The organism is Actinospica robiniae DSM 44927, assembly GCF_000504285.1.
Taxonomy (GTDB): Bacteria; Actinomycetota; Actinomycetes; order Streptomycetales; family Catenulisporaceae; genus Actinospica; species Actinospica robiniae.
In genome coordinates this window covers 3,205,660-3,219,428 of record NZ_KI632511.1, presented here as the reverse complement: position 1 = coordinate 3,219,428, position 13,769 = coordinate 3,205,660, and the positions used below count along the sequence as shown (strand labels likewise).

Annotated in this window: 13 protein-coding genes; 7 read left to right on the top strand and 6 right to left on the bottom strand. The window is 70.7% G+C overall.

The window, feature by feature from the left end; translation table 11 throughout:
• Nucleotides 1-46 precede the first annotated feature (46 nt).
• Nucleotides 47-982, top strand: a complete 936-nt coding sequence (locus ACTRO_RS13800) for an alpha/beta fold hydrolase (RefSeq protein ID WP_034263509.1) — start codon at nucleotides 47-49, stop codon at nucleotides 980-982.
• Nucleotides 983-1,032: 50 nt separating this feature from the next.
• Nucleotides 1,033-1,773 carry a MerR family DNA-binding transcriptional regulator gene (locus ACTRO_RS13795; protein WP_034274765.1) on the top strand — a complete coding sequence of 247 codons (741 nt, stop codon included), beginning with the start codon at nucleotides 1,033-1,035 and terminating at the stop codon, nucleotides 1,771-1,773.
• A 47-nt stretch (nucleotides 1,774-1,820) separates the two neighbouring features.
• Here ACTRO_RS13795 and ACTRO_RS13790 read toward each other — a convergent pair whose 3' ends face one another.
• Nucleotides 1,821-2,771, bottom strand: coding sequence for an NADP-dependent oxidoreductase (locus tag ACTRO_RS13790; protein WP_034263508.1), 951 nt, complete (start codon nucleotides 2,769-2,771; stop codon nucleotides 1,821-1,823).
• Between the two features lie 72 nt (nucleotides 2,772-2,843).
• Between ACTRO_RS13790 and ACTRO_RS13785 the strand changes: the two genes are divergently transcribed.
• Entirely contained in the window at nucleotides 2,844-3,911 is a 1,068-nt protein-coding gene (locus ACTRO_RS13785) for a GlxA family transcriptional regulator (protein ID WP_084316243.1), read from the top strand.
• Here ACTRO_RS13785 and ACTRO_RS13780 read toward each other — a convergent pair.
• The 5 genes from ACTRO_RS13780 to ACTRO_RS13760 form a co-directional block, all read right to left on the bottom strand.
• Nucleotides 3,845-5,512 carry a dolichyl-phosphate-mannose--protein mannosyltransferase gene (locus tag ACTRO_RS13780; protein ID WP_051450802.1) on the bottom strand — a complete coding sequence of 556 codons (1,668 nt, stop codon included), beginning with the start codon at nucleotides 5,510-5,512 and terminating at the stop codon, nucleotides 3,845-3,847. The genes ACTRO_RS13785 and ACTRO_RS13780 overlap by 67 nt on opposite strands.
• Before the next feature lie 10 nt (nucleotides 5,513-5,522).
• Nucleotides 5,523-5,834: a hypothetical protein gene (locus ACTRO_RS13775; protein WP_034263507.1), complete on the bottom strand. Its 312-nt coding sequence runs from the start codon at nucleotides 5,832-5,834 to the stop codon at nucleotides 5,523-5,525.
• Between the two features lie 6 nt (nucleotides 5,835-5,840).
• Nucleotides 5,841-6,350 (bottom strand): SigE family RNA polymerase sigma factor, encoded by a 510-nt coding sequence (locus tag ACTRO_RS13770; RefSeq protein ID WP_034263505.1) that lies wholly within the window; start codon nucleotides 6,348-6,350, stop codon nucleotides 5,841-5,843.
• 116 nt (nucleotides 6,351-6,466) lie between these two features.
• Nucleotides 6,467-7,312 carry an SAM-dependent methyltransferase gene (locus ACTRO_RS13765; protein WP_063627996.1) on the bottom strand — a complete coding sequence of 282 codons (846 nt, stop codon included), beginning with the start codon at nucleotides 7,310-7,312 and terminating at the stop codon, nucleotides 6,467-6,469.
• Between the two features lie 195 nt (nucleotides 7,313-7,507).
• Nucleotides 7,508-9,574, bottom strand: coding sequence for a glycosyl hydrolase family 28-related protein (locus ACTRO_RS13760; RefSeq protein ID WP_084316242.1), 2,067 nt, complete (start codon nucleotides 9,572-9,574; stop codon nucleotides 7,508-7,510).
• A gap of 362 nt (nucleotides 9,575-9,936) precedes the next feature.
• Between ACTRO_RS13760 and ACTRO_RS13755 the strand changes: the two genes are divergently transcribed.
• The 4 genes from ACTRO_RS13755 to ACTRO_RS13740 are packed head-to-tail and all read left to right on the top strand — an operon-like array spanning nucleotide 9,937 to nucleotide 13,759.
• Nucleotides 9,937-12,324 carry a sensor histidine kinase gene (locus ACTRO_RS13755; protein WP_169739892.1) on the top strand — a complete coding sequence of 796 codons (2,388 nt, stop codon included), beginning with the start codon at nucleotides 9,937-9,939 and terminating at the stop codon, nucleotides 12,322-12,324.
• Entirely contained in the window at nucleotides 12,321-12,803 is a 483-nt protein-coding gene (locus ACTRO_RS13750; protein ID WP_034263504.1) for a roadblock/LC7 domain-containing protein, read from the top strand. The genes ACTRO_RS13755 and ACTRO_RS13750 overlap by 4 nt, the downstream gene beginning before the upstream one ends.
• Nucleotides 12,766-13,161, top strand: a complete 396-nt coding sequence (locus ACTRO_RS13745; RefSeq protein WP_051450800.1) for a DUF742 domain-containing protein — start codon at nucleotides 12,766-12,768, stop codon at nucleotides 13,159-13,161. The genes ACTRO_RS13750 and ACTRO_RS13745 overlap by 38 nt, the downstream gene beginning before the upstream one ends.
• Nucleotides 13,142-13,759, top strand: a complete 618-nt coding sequence (locus ACTRO_RS13740) for a GTP-binding protein (protein ID WP_051450799.1) — start codon at nucleotides 13,142-13,144, stop codon at nucleotides 13,757-13,759. Before ACTRO_RS13745 ends, ACTRO_RS13740 begins: the two co-directional genes overlap by 20 nt.
• Nucleotides 13,760-13,769: the final 10 nt, after the last annotated feature.

Sequence of the window (13,769 nt, the reverse complement as noted above, 5' to 3'; positions counted from 1 at the left end):
CGCAGGCCTTGACCCTGACGCTGCGTCAGGGTTGCAGCCTTGCACCATGACGAAGAACTTCGCTTCCGAGGCCCGATCCGCGCCCACGTCGCCGCCTGCGCCGCCTATCGGCGGATTCCAGGAGGTCGGCGGCCACCGCCTGTGGGTGCATGAGGTGGGCAGCGGCGGGCCGGCCGTGGTCTTCCTGCCGGGCGCGGGTGCCTCGGGGCTGGACTACCTCGCTGCGCAGCAAGGGGTTTCAGAGTTCTGCACTGCGCTGGTCTACGACCGTGGCGGCAGCGGATACAGCGATCGGGTTCCGCTGCCGCGCACTGCGTCCGCGGTCGCTGAGGAGCTGCGCGAGTTGCTCCGCGCTCTGGACCTCGCCGGGCCGTACATCCTCGTCGCGCACTCTCTCGGCGGCGCCTATGCGCATCGGTTCGCGCAGCTCTACCCGCACGATGTGGCCGGGCTGGTATGGCTGGACGGCTTCCATCGCGACTGGGACACGTTCATGCCAACCGCGGCGAGCCCTGCCGCGGGCGGGCAAACGGAACTGGTCCTCGAGAAGACCCGCGCGATGCGTCCGGCTCTCCGCGCGATGTTCACCGAGCTGGTGGCGGGATATCCGGAGCAACTGCAGCAGCCGCTGATCGATGCGCACCTCAGCGACGAATGGCTGCGGGTAGGCATCGTCGAGCGGGGCACCTTGGTCGCGCTCGCGGACGAGCTTCGAGGCGGGCCGGGGCTTCCCGACGTGCCGCTGATCGCGATCACTGCGGAGGGCGTCGATCCCGGCCCACAGGCGCAGATTCCGGAGCAGGCGCTGCGTGCAATTCATGAAGGGATGCGGAAGATGGCCGCTGCCGTGGCGGGTTCGGTGACGTCGGGGGAGCATCGCGTCGTGTCCGGCGTCGGCCACCTCCAGTTGTGCTTCACGCACGCTGACATCGTGGTCGGCGCGGTGCTCGACGTCGTCGATCGGGTGACCCGCGCCGCGTGACCATGCGCCTAGACTCGGCTCGACCACGTTCTCTCGGACCGGAGGTGGCGGTGCTCACCATCGGGCAGCTCGCGGCGACCGCCGGCGTGACCGTGCGCACCGTCCGCCACTACCACCAGGTCGGCTTGCTGCCAGAGCCCGAGCGGGACGCCTCCGGTTACCGCCGGTATGACGCGCAAGCGGCGGTGGATCTCGTTCGGATCAGGACTCTGGCCGAAGCCGGGGTGCCGCTTTCCCGCATCGACGCGCTGCTGCACGCGGAGCCGGAGGAGTTCGCGGCCGCCGTCAGCCGGATCGACATCGCGCTGCAAGCCAAGATCGACCAGCTCGCCGAGCATCGCCGCCGCATCGCCGGGCTCGCGAGTGGCGAAGAGCTCGTCCTGCCCGGCGAACTGGTCGCCGTCTTGAATCGGCTGCGCAGCCTCGGAGTCAGCGAACGCACGGTCCGGCTCGAGCGCGACTGGCTCATCCTGATGCAGGCGGCGGAGCCGGAGGCGGTGCCACGGTGGGTGCGGGAGAAACACGCCGGCTTCGCGGATCCCGAGAAGATGCGGCTGTATCTCGCCTGCGACCAGTCCGTCGACTGGGATCCGCACGATCCGTGCGTCGATCGACTCATCGACGACCTGGAGGCCTGGGAGGTCGGGCACGCGGGCGGCAGCAGCCGCCCGGAGAACCCGACGCCGGTCTTCGCCCTGATCCTCGCGGCGTCGCCGGCGTGGCGTCGGGTTCTCGACGTGCTCGCGCAACGCGCCGAGCGGCGGCGATCCGCACCGCCCGGCGGGGGCTGACCTGCCGAAGCGGACAGGCACGCGGCGAGTGGGGGAGGAGCGAAAGCTCAGACCCGCAGCACGATCTTGCCGCTGGCGCGGTTCGTCTCCCCGCGGCGGTGTGCCTGCGCGGCTTCGGCGAGCGGGAAGACCGAGTCGATCTCGACGCGGAGCCGGCCCTGCTCCACCAGGCCGACGATGGCGGTCAGGCCGAGCCGATCCGGCTCCACCAAAGTGAATCCGGTGGGGATCGCGCGGACCCGTGCCGTTTCCGCCGCCTCCGGGGGCACCGGAAGAATCGACACCAGCGCGCCGCCGTCCTTCAGGACGCTGATCGAGCGCGCGCTGTAGTCGCCTGCGATCGGGTCGAAGACCACGTCGACCGGGGTCTCGCGCAGCACCTGCGCGAAGTCCACGCTTCGGTAGTCGATCATCTCGTCGGCGCCGAGTGCGCGGACGAAATCGTGCTTGGCCGCGCTGGCGGTGCCGATGACGTAGGCGCCTGCGCTCTTCGCGATCTGCACCGCGAGGTGGCCCACCCCGCCCGCCGCCGCGTGCACCAGCACGCGCTGACCCGCCGTCAGCTTCGCTGTGTCGAAAAGGCCCTGCCACGCGGTCAGCGCAGCCAGCGGCAAGCCGGCCGCCTCCTCGAAGCTCAACGCCGCGGGCTTGCGCACGAAATGGCGGCTGGGCGCGGCGACGAATTCCGCATAGCCGCCGGGCGGCGTCGGGAACAGCGGCATCCCGAGCACCTCGTCGCCGGGTTTGTACATCGTCACGCCCGGCCCCACCTCTTCGACCACGCCGGCGACGTCATAGCCGAGGATGGTCGGGAAGCTGCGGGTGCCCAGGCCCCTGCCCGCGCGCGTCTTCCAGTCCGTCGGGTTCACTCCGGCCGCTCGCACCCGCACCAGGATCTCCGTCAGCCCCGGTACCGGCCTCGGGACCTCGCGCAGGGTCAGGACTTCCGGGCCGCCGGCGCTCTCGGCGACGACCGCTTGCATCGTCTTCTCGCTCATAGTCCTTACTCTCGCTGCCGTGGCCGGGTACCGCCTAGTGGCCGGATGGACAGCATATGAAAGGATCGGGCCATGGTGACCGAATCCCTGTCGCACCCTCGTCCGCATCGAGTGGTCGTGCTCGCCCTGCCGGGGGTGGTGCCGTTCGAGCTCGCCATCCCGGGCCGCATCTTCGGCGGAGCCCGGGCGGCCCAGCACGGTTACGCGCCGCTGTACGAGGTCCTCACCTGCTCGGTCGACGGCCGGCCGGTGCGTACCGACGCCGACTACGCGGTCGTCGTCGTGCATGATGCCCGCCTCCTGGCGACTGCTGACTCGGTGGTGATCCCGCCCTCGCACGCGCTGGGCGAGATCATCGAGGGCGGTCTGCTCGCCGAGCCGATTCAGCGCGCACTCAAGGAGATCCGGCCGGGCACCCGGCTGATCGCCATCTGCACCGGCGCCTTCGTCCTCGCCGCCGCGGGCGTGCTGGACGGGCGTCCGGCGGCGACGCACTGGGCGGAGGCCTCGGCCCTGCAGAGGCTGTTCCCGTCGGTGCGGGTCGAGCCGGACGTGCTGTTCATCGACGACGGCGACGTGCTGACTTCCGCCGGCGTCGCCGCCGGGATCGACCTTTGCCTGCACGTGATCCGGCGCGATCACGGCAGCGCGGTGGCGAACCTGGCGGCGCGTCTGTGCGTGGTCCCGCCGCGGCGCGAAGGCGGGCAGGCGCAGTACGTGCAGCGCCCGATTCCGCCTGCCGCCGATGGCGGCACCGCGGCCACCCGCGCGTGGGCGGTCGAGCGTCTCGGTCGGCCCCTCGGCCTCGAGGAGCTGGCTCGGCACTCGGGAATGAGCGTGCGCACCTTCACCCGCCGGTTCCGCGCCGAGACAGGGGTCAGCGTGGGCGTGTGGCTCGCGGCGCAGCGCCTGGATTACGCCCGCCAACTGCTCGAGGACTCCGAGCTGGCGGTGGACCAGATCGCCGAGCGGGCCGGCTTCGGCACCGGCGCCAACCTGCGCCGGGCGCTGCGCGAGAAGGTCGGTGTCTCACCGTCTGCCTATCGCCGCACCTTCCGTGGAGAAGACGAGGCTCACACCCAGGAGGGCAGCCACATGCGGTCGAGCCAGTCGTCGTACGGAATCGTCTCGCCGGTGTAGAGCGGATAGAAATATCCGAACAACAGGACCACGCCGATCATCACGGTTCCGGCTGTTGCGGCGCCCCAGGCGCGCCGGGACACGGATGCGTCGGCGCGGCCGATGATCGCGCCGAGCGTCATCGTGGCGGCGAGCGCGACGAACGGCGCGAAGGAGACGGCGTAGAACGAGAAGATCGTGCGCTGGGCGTAGTGCATCCAGGGCAGCAGCCCGGCGGCTTCCGCGCACAGGATCGCGGCGGCGCGCCAGTCCCGCCGGCCCAGCCAGAGCCACGCCAGGTACGGCAGCGACGCGCACCCGAGCCACCACAGCAGCGGGTTGCCGAGCGCCAGCACCTCGGAGCAGACGCCGCTGCTCGCCGAGCAGCCGGACGGCCCGATGTAGAACGCCACCGGGCGGCCGAGCACCAGCCAGGACCACGGGTTCGACATATAAGGGTGCGGAGTCGTGATGTTGACGCTCGCCTGATATTGCTGGGCGAGGTAGAACCAGAAGGAGCGCAACGAATCCGGGGTCCAGCCGGCGAGGGCACGGCCGAACGGTATGTCGAAGCCGCGGGGCGGATTCGCCTGCGCCCAGAACCGATCCCAGCCGCCGCCGTGCGAGGTGTCCGCGAACCAGCCGGCGTATGAGGCCACGAAGACGCCGATCGCGGTGACCGGCAACGCCAGGACGGCCCAAGGCGCGTCTGCGCGCAGGACGGCGCGGGTGGGCCGCGCCACGCCGATCGCGCGGCGGGCTCCACGGTCCCACGCCAAAGACAGCAGCATGAATGCGAGGAGGAAGAACACACCGTTCCACTTCGTCGCCGTCGCGAGCCCCAGGCACACTCCGGCGAGCAGCCGCCAGCGCCGCACGCCGAGACGAGGCCCGGACTCGCGGATCGGCAGCGGGCCGGGATCCTCGCGCCGCCGGTGCACGGCCCACGCCGCCATACGCGCACGGGTGCGGTCGCGGTCCACGACCAGACAGGAGAATCCGGCGAGGAGGAAGAACATCTGCACGTCGTCGAGCAGAGCCGTGCGCGCCATCACGAAGGCGAGACCGTCGAACGAGAACAGCAGGCCGGCTATGGCACCGCACAGGGTGGAGCGGAACATCCGGCGTGCGGTGCGGGCCAGGATGAAGATCGCGAGGGTGCCGAGCAGGGCCGGCATCAGCCGCCAGCCGACCGGGTTCAGGCCCCAGATCTGCTCGCCGAAGCCGATGATCCACTTGCCGATCGGCGGATGCACGACGAATTCCGCGCAGGTCGGCTGGCAGCCGAACAGGGTCGCGCCGTGAGCGCCGGGCCCGACGCCGCCGGATCCGACCAGCGCCGGATCGGCGACCGCAGAGCGCTGCCACGAGTGCTCCCAGCCGTAGCGGTACATCGACCACGCGTCTTTGGCGTAGTACGTCTCGTCGAAGACCACCGCGTCCGGCCGGCCGAGGTTCCAGAACCGCGGCAGGCCGCCGAGGACGGTGACCAGCAGCGGCACGATCCAGTCGGCGCATCGGAAGAACTCCGGCGGGAAGGGCGCGACGAGGCGTTCGGCCAGCGGCGGGCGGCGCACGGCGGGCGGCAGGCGGAGCGCGGGTCGGGATGCGGCGCGGAGCAACGGACTGGTCCTAGGAAGTGCGGGGCGTGGGCGACGAGGCGGGGGACGAGCCCGAGGTCGCCGTCGCCGAAACGGTCACGGCGACCTGCCCGGATCCGCCCGCGCCGGTGCGTTCGGCGACGGCGTATCCGCCGAGCGCGAACGCCAGCACCGCGGTGAGGGCGGTGCCTGCCAGGACCCTGCGACGGGCCAGGCGGCTCCGGCCGTCGGCGATCAGCTGTTCCCGGCTGACCGGACCGGCCGCGACGGCGCCGGTCGCCATCGTCAGCAGGGGTCTGATCCATTCGTCGTCCGGCTCGCCGGATCGAATCAGCTCGGCCATCTCGCCTCATCTCTCGTGCGCGGCCGGTTGCCGCAGATCGGGCACGGCGCGCAGCCGGGCCATCGCCCGGGCCGTGTGCGTGCGCACGGAACCGACCGAGCAGCCCATCAGCTCGGCCACCGCGGACTCCGGCAGGTCGTCCCAGAACCGCAGCACGATCGCGGTCCGCTGACGCCGGGAAAGGCCCATCAGCGCCTCGATGACGGCGCTGCTCGGAGCGTGCGACTGCGCCGACGCCAGGTCGGCCGCGTCCGGCGGCGCGTCGGTCAGCACCTCGGCCACCCGGCGCCGGCGGTGCCGGGAGACGTTCGTGTTGATCAGCATCTTGCGGACGTACGCGTCCGGCGCGTCGCTCGCGCTCACCCGGTGCCAGGCGACGTAGATCTTCGCCAGCACCGTCTGCACCAGGTCTTCGGCCAGGTGCACGTCGCCGACGAGCAGGTACGCCTCGCGGAGCAGGCCGGCGCGCCGGGACAGGACGAAGTCGCAGTAGCGCTGCTCGCTCGCGCGGTCCACGCCCGCCCCTCCCTTTCGCCGGCCTCGTTCTGATAGACGCGAACGGGGCCGGGTCGCTAGGACAGCGGAGGGAGAAATTTATTCGTCAGACCAGTGGGTCTTCTCGAACAGGTCGGCTACGGCTTGCGGCCGATCCCGGCGAGCAGCCAGTCGACGTCCTGCTCGGTGCCGTCCGGGTTGAGCAGGATGGGCAGGTCGGCCGGGCGGGGGAGCATGGGGATGTCAGGATCCTGGCGCCAGCGGCAGGCGACGCTGAGGCCCGGCTCGACGAGCTCGAGGCCGTCGAAGAAGCGGCGGATCCGCTCGGCTGAGCGGGGCGTCCACGCGTGGGTGTTGGCGCGCTGCTGGACCTCCGCGATGGCGCGGGTGCGCGGCTCGTCCACGACGTGCGATATGGCGACGTAGCTGCCGGAGGGCAGGGCGTCGAGGAGCTGGGCGACGATGCTGTTCGGGTCCTCGTCCTCGTCGATGAACTGGAGCATCGCGATCAGCAGCACGGCCACCGGGCGGTCGAAGTCGATCAGCTTGCGCACCTGGGGGTCGCCGAGCACCTCGCCGGGCAGGCGCAGGTCCCTTCGGGCGAAGGAGACCGTCTCGCTGGTGGACAGCAGGGCGTTGCCGAAGGCGTTGACCAGCGGGTCGTAGTCGACGTAGACCACGTGGGCGTCGGGGCGGATGCCGTGCGCGACCTGGTGCACGTTCAGCTGCGTGGGCAGACCGGAACCGATGTCGATGAACTGCGTTATTCCGGCTTCACCGGCCAGGAAGCGCACGGCGCGGTAGAGGAACGCGCGGTTGGACCGGACCGCCGTCGGCGAGTCGGGGACCGCGGCGACCATGTTCTTGGCGGCTTCGCGGTCCACCTTGTAGTTCTCGTGCCCGCCCAACAGGTAGTCGTAGATCCGTGCCGTGCTCGGCAGTGCCAGGTCGTTTGCGGTCGGAGCCGGTCGGCGCAAGTTCACCGCGCACCCTTTCAGACGGGGCTTCGTGGATCGGCAAAGAACTGACCATACTTTAGCCGTCCTAAGCTGTTCGCAACATGTGCTCCGGACGATCTGCCCGGGCTTCTCAACGCCACTTCGCCCGGCCGGGCTGACCCGGCCGGGCGAAGTGGTCTGATATGTCACTACTTACTTGCTCTCCCTGCCCGCTAGGGGTTACGACCAGGGCGAGGGCACCGGCGGCACCACGACCGGGGGCCGGTCGTCGCAGGTGATGGTGTTCGGCAGCTCCCAGGAGGCGAGCCAGGGGCCGGTCGTGCCGCCCCCGGTGTTGCCGCCGAGGTCGGTCACGGTGAACTCGGAGCCGGCCGGCGTGAAGTCGAAGGCGCCGCAGTTGTTGATGCCGACCGCGCCGACGTTGCGGGCCACCACGTTCTGGAACGTGGCGTTGCCGGCCGAGCGGGCGCTGACCACCGAGGTGCCGGTGCCGTCCACTTCGATGTTCTTGAAGTGGACGTTCGTGATCGAATACAGGTCCTTGACCGAGTAGTCGGAGACCAGCATGATCGCGTTGTAGGTGTTGTCGAGGAAGTCGTCCCCGACCACCTCGATGTCGGCGTTGATGTTCTGCTCGAGCGCGTAGATCCAGATCGCGCCGAGGCCGATGTTCCAGTTCAGCTCGTAGGTTCCGGCGCGGACCGTGGTGTTGTTCGTGATCCACGCGTGCCCGGTGAAGGCCTGCGAGGTGAACCGGGAGCCGAGCTGGATGCCGCTGCCCTCGCGGATCGGGTCCGCGATCAGGTTGTTCGAGACCGTGTTGTCCGTGCCGCCGTAGAGGGCGATGCCGTTCGCGAGGACCGGCGTCTGCACGGTGTTGTGGTCGAAGGTGTCGTCCGCGTCCTCAGTGGTCTGCGACCACATGGCCATGCCGTCGTCGCCGGTGTTGCGGATGAAGTTGTTCGACGCGACCGAGTCGGTCACGCCGGTGTGGAAGTTGATGCCGTCCGCGATCTGGTCCACGATCATGTTGTTCGTGAACTTGTCGTTCGTCATCGGGCCGTCGAGCCAGATGCCGACCTTCGTGTGCTGGATGTAGAGGCCGTCGAAGGTCGAGTCGTTGAACGATCCGCCGATCCCGTTGACCTGGTCGGTGTCGATGCGCTCGCGCACGTCGCCCTCGATCGCGAACCCGGACAGGTGGACGTTGTCGCTGCCGCCCGCCGACGCGTCCTTGCCGTAGAAGCCGACGCCGGTGTGCACGGAGCCGTCCGGCGCGGGCGTGCTCAGGGTGACCTGGTGGCCCTTGAAGACGGTGTACCAGTTGCCGGCGCCCTCAATCGTCACGTTGTCGACGATGATGTGCTGGTTCACCTGGTAGGTGCCCGGCGGGACGTACACCTTCAGACCGGTCTTCTGGGCGAGCGCGATCGCGGCGTTGAGCGCGGGTGCCGAGTCACGCCGGCCGGTCGGGTCGGCGCCGAACAGCAGCACGTTGAGCGCCTTCAGGTCCACCTTGGGCGGCGCGACGAGCTGCGAGTCCATCAGGTCGACCGTGGTGGCCACGCCGCCCGAGGTCGGCACGGACAGCCGGATCTTCTGGCCGGCCTGGTAGGTCTTGCCGAGGAAGAGCCGCTCCTCGTCGTAGAAGTGGCTCGGCCGCCACGGGGTCGGGAAGGTCGGCTCCGGGGTGGTCTGGTCCGGCACGCAGCTGCACTCGGTGGTCCACCAGTCCGGGTCCAGCGGCCCCGCGTTCGGGTCGTTGGAGTACGGATACTCGTTGTAGAGCCACGAGTACTGAGATGTCAGGGTCATGACGCGCTGGTCGCGGCCGTTGGCCGTGACGTCCAGCGGGGCGGTGATGCCGCCGCCGTCGGGCGCGTCCGGGATGCTGTAGCGCACGGTGATCGCGTTGGTCGCGGCCGGCAGGGTGAACTCGACGTACTGGCCCGGGTCCAGGGTGACCGCGGACCGGCCCGAGGCCTCCGCGGGCAGCGTGTAGGCCGTGGTGCTCGGCCCGATCACGGTGCCGTCGGTGACCGCGTTCTCGGCCTCCTGCTCCTGGAAGCCCACGGCCGCGCCGCGGCCGGCCACGAGCGAGGGGTCGAGGGCGGCCCGGGTGACCGCGGTCGGGGTGGCACCGGAGGCCGCGTGGGCGGCGCCGGCGCCGGTCAGGGTGAGCGTGCCGGTGGCGACGGTCACCAGGGCGATCGTCACCGGGGTCTTGCGCCTCGGCCGGGGCCCGCCGGACCAGGCGGGTCCGGCGGCGGGGATGTTCGGGGACATCGAAAGTGTTCGCCTCTCTCAGTCAGGTGGCGCAAGCGGACTCGGGGCTGGGCGAACGCCGCGAGGTGAGCTGACAGTAAAGCCGGCGTCAGGGAGTCCACAAGCCTTGCGTCGAAAATTTCTTTGAGATTAGCGCGATGATGCAAGCTTGCAAGATTTTCTTGCGATGCAATCGCAAGTTCTTACCCTCGCCCTGCTCCTCGCCCCGTTCTCCGCCCGCCTCCCGGACGGCTCCGGTCCAGGCCTTCACGAAACGTCGCAGAGTCGTGATTGGCGGTGGCTACCGTGACGGGTAGTATCCGTGCGTCAACGCTCGGCCCCGAACGCGGTGGCCGTCTATGCGAGCCTGGTGGGGGCTTTTGGTGGCACTCCATGCGCGAACGGCACGGCCTCAGCGAACGGCGCAGGGCCGGCGGACCGCGGAGAACGGCGACGGCCGGCAGCTCTCCCTGCGCGTCGTCCTGCTCGTCCTGGCGTTCGTCCCCAGCGCCGCGATGGTGGCGCTGCTGGCCGACAACTCGGGGCAGCTCTACAGCGACTGGCAGACTGCGAAGAACCGCGAGAACAGCGTGGTCGTCCACAACGGGTCGGTCCCGACGGTCGAGATCTTCTACGCCCTCCAGCAGGAGCGCCAGCTGAACGCGGCCGCATTGGCGGATCCCGCGGCGTACAAAGCGAAACTGGCGCAGGCGCGCAAGGCCACGGACGCCTCGGCCACGATCCTCTCCTCGCTCTCCGGCGGGATGCCCGCGGACATCACCGCGAGCCTGCAGCAGCTCGAGGCGGGCCTGACGAAGCTTCCGGCCTACCGGGCCGCGATCGACAACGGCACGGCCACGCAGCAGCAGGCCTTCGACGAGTACACGGCCCTGGTCGGCTCGGACCTGTCGCTGTTCACCGCGTTGAGCAAAACCGGCGTCGCAGACATCGACGTCAAGGTCGCGCCGACGATGCTCCCGGCCTGGGGACAGGAGATGATCTCGCGCGAGGACGCGATCATCACCGCCGGCGCGGCCTCCGGCCGGCTGACCGGCGCTCAGCGTGCTGAGATCGCCCAGGCCGTCGGCGCCCAGCAGTTCATCTACCAGGACGAGGTCATCCCGAGCTTCCCGGCGTCTATCTCAGGCCTCTACCAGAGCCTGATCACCGGCTCGACCTGGCAGCAGAAGACCGCGGTCGAGCAGAGCCTGCTCAGCGCGCCCGAGTCCGCGGGCAGCGGCGACACGGCGGTGTCGCCGGCGCTCGGCCGGCAGTGGCAGCAGGTCACGGCCGCGCTCGATCCGCGGCTCATGCAGGTGACCCAGGTCGAGACCGGCTACATCCTGGCGAGCGGCAACGAGGTGCTCAGTTCGCTGCGTTCGCACCTGATCCTGCAGAGCGTCCTGGGCGCGGTAGGCGTCATCCTGGTGATCGCGTTCACCTCCTGGCTCGTCGGCCGGCTGCGGCGGCGCATCTCCGCGCTGCGCGAGGCGGCGATCCGGCTCGAGACGCGGCTGCCCGAGGTGGTCGAGCGGATGCGGCGGGGCGAGCAGGTCGACGCGGCCGCGGAACTTCCGGAGCTGCGCTACAGCGGCGACGAACTGGGCATGCTGGGCCGGGCGCTGAACGCGGCCCGGAGCAGCGCGCTGGAGACGTCGGTGCGGCAGGTCGAGCAGTACCGCGGCTTCGAGCGGCTGCTGCAGCGCATCGCGCGGCGCACGCAGCTGCTGATCGGCCTGCAGATGAAGCGGCTGAGCGAGATGGAGCGGCAGTACGAGGACTCCGCGATGCTCGAGGGCCTGTTCGACCTCGACCATCTCACCACGCGGCTGCGCCGGTACGAGGAGAACCTGGTCATCCTCGGCGGCGGGCAGCCGCAACGGCGCTGGCGCAAGCCGGTCCCGCTGCTCAACGTGCTGCGTTCGGCCCAGGGCGAGGTGCAGGACTACCGGCGGATCCGGATCGACACGCGCAGCCGGGTGTGGATCGCCGAACGCGCGGTCGGCGCGCTCGTGCACATGCTCGCGGAGCTGATGGAGAACGCCGTCTCCTTCTCCAAGCCGCCGACGCCGGTCGAGGTGAGCGCCGCGCCGGTGTCGCACGGCCTGGCGGTCGAGATCGAGGACCGCGGCGTCGGCATGGACGATGCACAGTATGTTGAGATCAATGCTATGATGATCGAGCCGCCCCGGATGGACGTGCTCTCCCGGGCCGACGACGCGCGCCTCGGCCTGTACGTGGTGGCCCGGCTGGCGGCGAACCTCGGGGTGAAGGTCGAGCTGCGGCCCTCCTCCTTCGGCGGCACGCGCGTGGTCGTGCTGATCCCGGCCGAGCTCGTGCTCAGCGAGGAGCAGCTGCCGCCCTCCATCGCCGACGACGACGAGTTCGAAGCCGGCAGCCGGCTTTCGGCGATCATCGCCGCCGCCGAAGAGGCGGCCGCGCTGCCGGTCGAAGCGAGCGCGCCGGAGCGGATCGGCGTGCCCGAGCCCGAGCCGGCACTCGCGGCCGTCGGCTTGCCGGCGGCGGTCCCGGACGGCGGGTCCGGGCTCGATCCGCTGCCGCGCCGGGTACGCCAGGCGAGCCTGGTGACGGAGCTGCGCAGGCCCGGCGACGGAAACGGCGCTGCCGCCGAGCCGGCGCAGGCCGAAGCGGCGCCGGAACCGGTGCGACCGGGACGGGCCGGGGCCACGGTCGGCGCCTTCCAACGCCAGTCCCGGCTGGCGCGGCTGGCCGCCGAGGGCGAACCGAACACGGAAGAAGGCGAACGATGACAGAGCGATCCTCCCTGCCGCAGCGCACCACGGCCACCGACCGCGACCTCGACTGGCTGCTCGACCGCCTGGTCGACCAGGTCCCCGGCACCCGGCACGCGATCGTGCTGTCCGACGACGGCCTCGTGGTCAGCCAGTCGAAGGGGATCGAGCGCGCCGACGCCGAGCGGCTGGCCGCGATCGCCACCGGGCAGCAGAGCCTGGCCCGCGGGGTCGGCGAGCTGTTCGGCGGCGGCGGCGTGCGCCAGATCATCGTGGAGCTGGCGGGCCTGTGGCTGTTCGTCAGCGCGGCCGGCCACGGCACGCACCTCGCCGTGCTGGCGGACCAGGAGGTGGACGCCGAGGTGATGGCGGTGGCCATGCACACCCTGGTGCTGCAGGTCGGCCGGCACCTCGGCACCGAGACCCGGGTCGGTCCGGAACACGGCGAGGAGGGAGCCGATGCCGGAGCGCCACTGGGCCGACGTGCCCCTCGATGACGATCCGGAGAACTCCTCGGTCCGGCCGTACACGATCACCCAGGGCCGCACCGCTTCCGCCCGGCCGGATCTGAGCCTGATCACGGTGGTCGCCGCGATCGACCCGCCGCCGGCGCAGCTGCCGGTGCGCGGCCTCGAGCCGGAGCACCGTTTCATCCTGGACCGATGCGCCACCCCCACGGCCATCGCCGAGCTCGCCGCGGAGCTCGACCTCCCGGTGGCCGTGACGAAGATCCTGATCTGCGACCTGATCGCGCTGGGCGCCGTGACCACCCGTCATCCGCGGGCCGTGACGGCCGGGCAGCAGCCGGACAAACGACTCCTGGAGGCGGTGCGAGATGGGTTACGACGGCTCTGAGCCGTGGTCCGGCCCGCGCGAGGGCAGCGCGGCGGCCGCGGTGAAGTTCCTGATCGCCGGCGGCTTCGGCGTGGGCAAGACGACGATGGTCGGGGCGGTGAGCGAGGTCGCGCCGCTGCGCACCGAGGAGTACCTGACGGTCGCGAGCGTCGGCGTGGACGACATGGCCGGCATCGGCGAGAAGGTCACCACGACGGTGGCGATGGACTTCGGGCGCATCACGATCAGCCCCGACCTGGTGGTCTACCTCTTCGGCACGCCGGGGCAGGACCGCTTCTGGTTCATGTGGGACGACCTCGTGCTCGGGGCACTCGGCGCGGTGGTGATCGCCGACACCCGGCGGCTGCAGTCGAGCTTCGGCGCCATCGACTTCTTCGAGAACCGCGGCATCCCGTTCGTGGTCGCGGTCAACTGCTTCGACGGACGCCTGGAGCGCTCGATCGCGGAGGTGCGCGACGCCCTCGACCTCGACCCGCGCGTCCCCATCCTGATGGGGGACCTGCGCCACCGCACGGTCAGCCGCGATGTGCTGCTGTGCCTCGTCGACCATCTGATGGCGGGCTACGGGCAGGTGGCGACGGAGCGCGCGACCGGGTGAGGCCGCCCCC

Coding starts and splice junctions, on each gene's coding strand:
- ACTRO_RS13740 (WP_051450799.1), top strand. CDS start 13,142: ATGGGTTACGACGGCTCTGAGCCGTGGTCCGGCCCGCGCGAGGGCAGC.
- ACTRO_RS13800 (WP_034263509.1), top strand. CDS start 47: ATGACGAAGAACTTCGCTTCCGAGGCCCGATCCGCGCCCACGTCGCCG.
- ACTRO_RS13785 (WP_084316243.1), top strand. CDS start 2,844: ATGGTGACCGAATCCCTGTCGCACCCTCGTCCGCATCGAGTGGTCGTG.
- ACTRO_RS13745 (WP_051450800.1), top strand. CDS start 12,766: ATGCCGGAGCGCCACTGGGCCGACGTGCCCCTCGATGACGATCCGGAG.
- ACTRO_RS13750 (WP_034263504.1), top strand. CDS start 12,321: ATGACAGAGCGATCCTCCCTGCCGCAGCGCACCACGGCCACCGACCGC.
- ACTRO_RS13790 (WP_034263508.1), bottom strand. CDS start 2,771: ATGAGCGAGAAGACGATGCAAGCGGTCGTCGCCGAGAGCGCCGGCGGC.
- ACTRO_RS13760 (WP_084316242.1), bottom strand. CDS start 9,574: ATGTCCCCGAACATCCCCGCCGCCGGACCCGCCTGGTCCGGCGGGCCC.
- ACTRO_RS13775 (WP_034263507.1), bottom strand. CDS start 5,834: ATGGCCGAGCTGATTCGATCCGGCGAGCCGGACGACGAATGGATCAGA.